Source organism: Streptomyces sp. S3(2020), from assembly GCF_013044505.1.
GTDB lineage: Bacteria > Actinomycetota > Actinomycetes > Streptomycetales > Streptomycetaceae > Streptomyces.
This window is the reverse complement of sequence record NZ_JABERD010000403.1, coordinates 1-4147: the sequence shown is the minus strand read 5'-3', so window position 1 is coordinate 4147 and position 4147 is coordinate 1. Positions and strand designations below refer to the sequence as shown.

Genomic DNA, 4147 nt, shown 5'->3' with positions numbered 1-4147 from the left:
GGGCCCGGGCCGGGGGCGGAGCCGGAGGCCAGGGGCGAGAGCCGGAGGCCGGGGGCTTCGCGGGGCCGGCGCCGGCGCCGATCGTGCTGCTGACGGCACGCGAGGGGGCGTGGCGGCTGTGCCGAATCCGCGACTACCGTCGTGCGGGCGCGACCAGCCCCTCACCGGCCCGCACGTTCGTCACCGCCTTCCGGCGGAGCTCTCAGAGCCCGCAGCGCCCGGCGAACCCTTGGGACGCGGAGCCCACCAGGCGAGCTGGGTCGCCACAGCGCTCAGACCGATCAGCACAAGGTTCGCCGTACCGCCCGCGTCGACCTGCGGCAGATGCCCGAGCCCCATCAGCCCGCAGCACAGCTCCGACACCCCCACGAACCGCGGCCGTACGACACCCTTGGCCGGGAACACGGTCCGCCCGGTCGCCACGGTGAACGCCGCCGTCAGCAGCAGCCCGCACCCCAGCGCCACCGCGGTCCCGTCATACCAGCCCACCCCGGCGCTCCTTCGCGCCCTCCAGCCCCAGGGCCCGAGCGATCTGGCACACCGCGAGGAAGGCCGAGCCCTTGCGCAGCCCCGCCACCCCCAGGTGCCCGTCGCCGCCCTTCACGTCGACCAGGACCGTCCCCGCGACCGCGTCGAAGGTCAGGGAGGCCCGGACCGAGTGGTCCTTGTTGCGACCGGGACGCCAGCGGAAGGTGATCTCGTCCGCGGCCGGTCCGAGGACGAGGAACGCCCGCTCGCAGTCCGCCAGCCGCTCACGGACCCGGTCCTGCCCGCCCTCGTCCGCCCGCGGCGACGAGAGCAGATGCGTCTGACGCTCCTCGAAGGACCCCGAGCCGAGCCGGAGCCCCGCCGCCCGCGCCCGTCGCTTCAGCAGCCCCCAGGCCACCGCCGCCCAGACGAAACTGACGACGCCCCAGGCCACTGCCATGCCCACCAGGTCAAGCCCCATGGCGGTCCAGGAGTGGTGGTCGTCCCAGAGCGAGGAGAGCACCGGGACGATCATCAGCGGGCTGAAGAAGGTCGCACTGGCCCGCCAGCAGGCCGCCGCCGGGCTCATGAGCCGCACGCCAACGCGTAGGCCTCCGCGACCCACGGCTCCTTCCCGCCCTCACCGGACGGATCCACGCCGCACTGCAACGAGGCCCCCGAGCTGCCGTGCCACGACGAGACGCTGCCGTGGACCGGCGTACCGGAGCAGTCCGCGACGAAGCTCGCGTCGACCGCCCGGACCGCCCGCGCGGAGACGAACGTACCCGCGCCGTCGTAGTCGACAACATCGTCCCGCTCCGCGGCGGCGGACGACCTGCCCGGCCTGGCCAACGTGTCCGCCTCCCACCCGAGGTGCTCACCGAGCGACGCGAACAGCCGCCCCGCCGACGGCCCTTCGCCGCTCATCTCCGCCTTCGGCTCCAACTCCCGCACCCGAACGGGAGAAAACCGGATCTTCCCGTCCTTCTCATCGACGTCGACCGGCCGGGACACCGCGATGAGCCTGCGCTCCTCGGTCACCCCGGCCCACCGGATCTCCCCGTCCGCGCACGCCGGACCGGCCGTGGTGCGCGTGACCGACGCGGAGTCGCTCCCACCCACCCGGCACCCGGCCACGAGGAACACGGCCGCGCACAGCAACACCGCCGAAGTCTTCACACCCCGCCCCTCAACTTTCCGTTCGCAGGCGGATGAAAGTACAGGAACCTGTGAAGGCGGTCCCCTCTCACCTGCGGAAAGCCGGATCGTGATGAAGGTGTGACGCCTCCGGAATTAATCTTGTTCACAGCCTCTCCGCATTCCCAACGCAGCTCCCCCTCGCTTAGGTTCAAGCCATCAGCGGGCCCTTGTTCTGGAGCGCAACGCCCAGGGGCCCGCCCTGAATGTGGGGAAACACATGAGAAAGCTCGCCATAGGCACCGTCGTGTCCGGTGCCCTGGCCCTGTCCGCGCTGGCCGTGCCCGCCGCCCAGGCCGCCACGCCGGACCTCGTCTTCGCCGATATGGTCGTGAACAAGGGCAAGACGATCGTCGCCGGCACCACCGCCGAGGTGACGGTCCCGGTGACCTACTCCCTGACCCGGCCGACCGACCTGACGATCGACTACGAGAACAACTTCGCGGGCGTCCTGCTCTACCGTGGCACGCTGTCGGAGCAAGACAACTCGATCTTGAACGCCAATGTGCCGACGTGCACCACGACCGCGACGACGGACACCACGGTCACCGAGTCCTGCTCCGGCACCTTCACCATCGACCCGTCGTTCGACCTGTTCGAGGCCGCGGACGCCACCACCTGGAAGGTCGGCGGCTGGTACGGGCACGCCACCGTCGACCTGGACGACTCCGACGACCAGGTCAGCGTGGAGTCCGGCTACTCGATGTGGGGCAACAAGGGCACCGCCAAGATCCAGCGCGCCGCCAAGCTGACCGCCAACGCCTCCCCGGAGCCGGTGAAGAAGGGCAAGACCATCACGGTCACCGGCAAGCTGACCCGCGCCAACTGGGAGACCGGCAAGTACAGCGGCTACGTCTCCCAGAAGGCCACCCTCCAGTTCCGCGCCAAGGGCTCGGACACCTACAGCACCGTCAAGACGGCGACCTCCTCGACCGGCGGCTACCTCAAGTCGACCGTGACGGCGTCGAAGGACGGCTACTACCGCTACGTCTTCGCGGGCACCACCACGACGGCCGCCGCGAAGGCCACCGGCGACTACATCGACGTCCAGTAGTCACCCCCGCACCAACCCGGACCGTCTCGCACCACCTCTGACCGCCCCCGCAGGTAACGACTCCGTTTCCTGCGGGGGCGGTTTGTTCTGTCCCCCTTGACTCCCCCACGGACCGGACCTATGTTCCCTGCATCCGATAGGAAACCTTCCTAACAGTTACCTTCCGTAAAGTCTGCTGCGGAACCGTCCCGGGAGAGGGGTACACATGGCCGGCACCCCGAGCACGCTGCGCGCCATGAACGACCGCGCCGCACTGGACCTCCTCCTGGAGCACGGCCCGCTGTCCCGCACCCGGATCGGCAAGCTCACCGGCCTCTCCAAGCCGACCGCGTCCCAGCTCCTGGCCCGTCTCGAAGCGGCGGGGCTCGTGCTCGCCGGCGGCACCACCGAAGGCCGCCCGGGCCCCAACGCCCAGCTGTACGAGGTCAATCCGGCCGCCGGACACGCCGCCGGGCTCGACGTCACCCCCGAACGCATCCTCGCCGCCGTCGCCGACATCACCGGCCGCACGGTGGGGTCGTACGAACTGCCCACCCCCGGCAGACGCCCCGCGCAGCCCGTCGTCCAGCAGATCGCCGACGCCCTCGACGGCGCCGTGAAGGCGGCCGGGCTGGCCCGCGCCGACGTCCACCGCCTCGTCATCGGCACCCCCGGCGCCTTCGACCCCAACACCGGCCGGCTGCGCTACGCCTCCCACCTCCCGGGCTGGCACACCCCGACCCTGCTCGACGAACTCGCCGCCGCGCTGCCGATGCCGGTGGAGTACGAGAACGACGTCAACCTCGTCGCCGTGGCCGAACAGCGGCTCGGCGCGGCCCGTGGCCACGAGGACTTCGTGCTGCTGTGGAACGAGGGCGGCCTCGGCGCGGCCCTCGTCCTCGGCGGCCGGCTGCACCGCGGCTGGACCGGCGGCGCCGGCGAGGTCGGTTTCCTGCCCGTGCCCGGCACCCCTCTGGTCCGGCAGGTCACCAAGGCCAACAGCGGCGGCTACCAGGTACTCGCCGGCTCGCAGGCCATCCCGAAGCTCGCCCGCGAACTCGGTATCGACGACATTCCCACCGGCCCCTACGCCGAGGTCGCCGCCGCCCTCGTCCAGCGGGCCGCGGAGTCCGAAGACCCCCTCCACCAGTGTCTGCTGGAGACCTACGCGACCCATCTCGCCACCGGTCTCGCCTCCCTCGTCTCCGTCCTCGACCCCGAACTCGTGGTCCTGAGCGGCGCCTCGCTCGCCTCCGGCGGCGAAGTGCTGCGCTCCCTCGTCCAGTCCGAGCTGGAGGAACTGGCCGCGGCCAGGCCCAAGCTCGTCCTGGGCGACGTACCCGAACACCCCGTGCTGCGCGGCGCGCTGGAAAGCGCGCTGGCGGCCACCCGCGACGAGGTCTTCGACACCTCGCGCTGAGCCCCCGCCCCCGGTAAGCCCCCCTCGTC

General features: G+C 71.4%; 5 protein-coding genes. 2 read left to right on the top strand and 3 right to left on the bottom strand.

Going from position 1 to position 4147, the window contains the following annotated elements:
- Nucleotides 1–180 precede the first annotated feature (180 nt).
- Genes HLK59_RS48615 through HLK59_RS48605 form a run of 3 tightly spaced genes read right to left on the bottom strand, consistent with a single transcriptional unit; the run spans nucleotide 181 to nucleotide 1647 of the window.
- Nucleotides 181–489 (bottom strand): hypothetical protein, encoded by a 309-nt coding sequence (locus tag HLK59_RS48615; protein WP_171148100.1) that lies wholly within the window; start codon nucleotides 487–489, stop codon nucleotides 181–183.
- On the bottom strand, nucleotides 476–1057 hold the full coding sequence (locus HLK59_RS48610) for a hypothetical protein (protein ID WP_171148099.1): 582 nt from the start codon (nucleotides 1055–1057) through the stop codon (nucleotides 476–478). The genes HLK59_RS48615 and HLK59_RS48610 overlap by 14 nt, the downstream gene beginning before the upstream one ends.
- A complete protein-coding gene (locus HLK59_RS48605; protein ID WP_171148098.1) occupies nucleotides 1054–1647 on the bottom strand; it encodes a hypothetical protein in 594 nt (197 codons plus the stop codon). Before HLK59_RS48605 ends, HLK59_RS48610 begins: the two co-directional genes overlap by 4 nt.
- Before the next feature lie 238 nt (nucleotides 1648–1885).
- Here HLK59_RS48605 and HLK59_RS48600 point away from each other — a divergent pair, with 238 nt between their 5' ends.
- Together HLK59_RS48600 and HLK59_RS48595 are read left to right on the top strand one after the other, a co-directional pair.
- Nucleotides 1886–2719, top strand: coding sequence for a hypothetical protein (locus tag HLK59_RS48600; RefSeq protein WP_171148097.1), 834 nt, complete (start codon nucleotides 1886–1888; stop codon nucleotides 2717–2719).
- Nucleotides 2720–2924: 205 nt separating this feature from the next.
- Nucleotides 2925–4118 carry an ROK family transcriptional regulator gene (locus HLK59_RS48595; protein WP_171148096.1) on the top strand — a complete coding sequence of 398 codons (1194 nt, stop codon included), beginning with the start codon at nucleotides 2925–2927 and terminating at the stop codon, nucleotides 4116–4118.
- Nucleotides 4119–4147 lie beyond the last annotated feature (29 nt).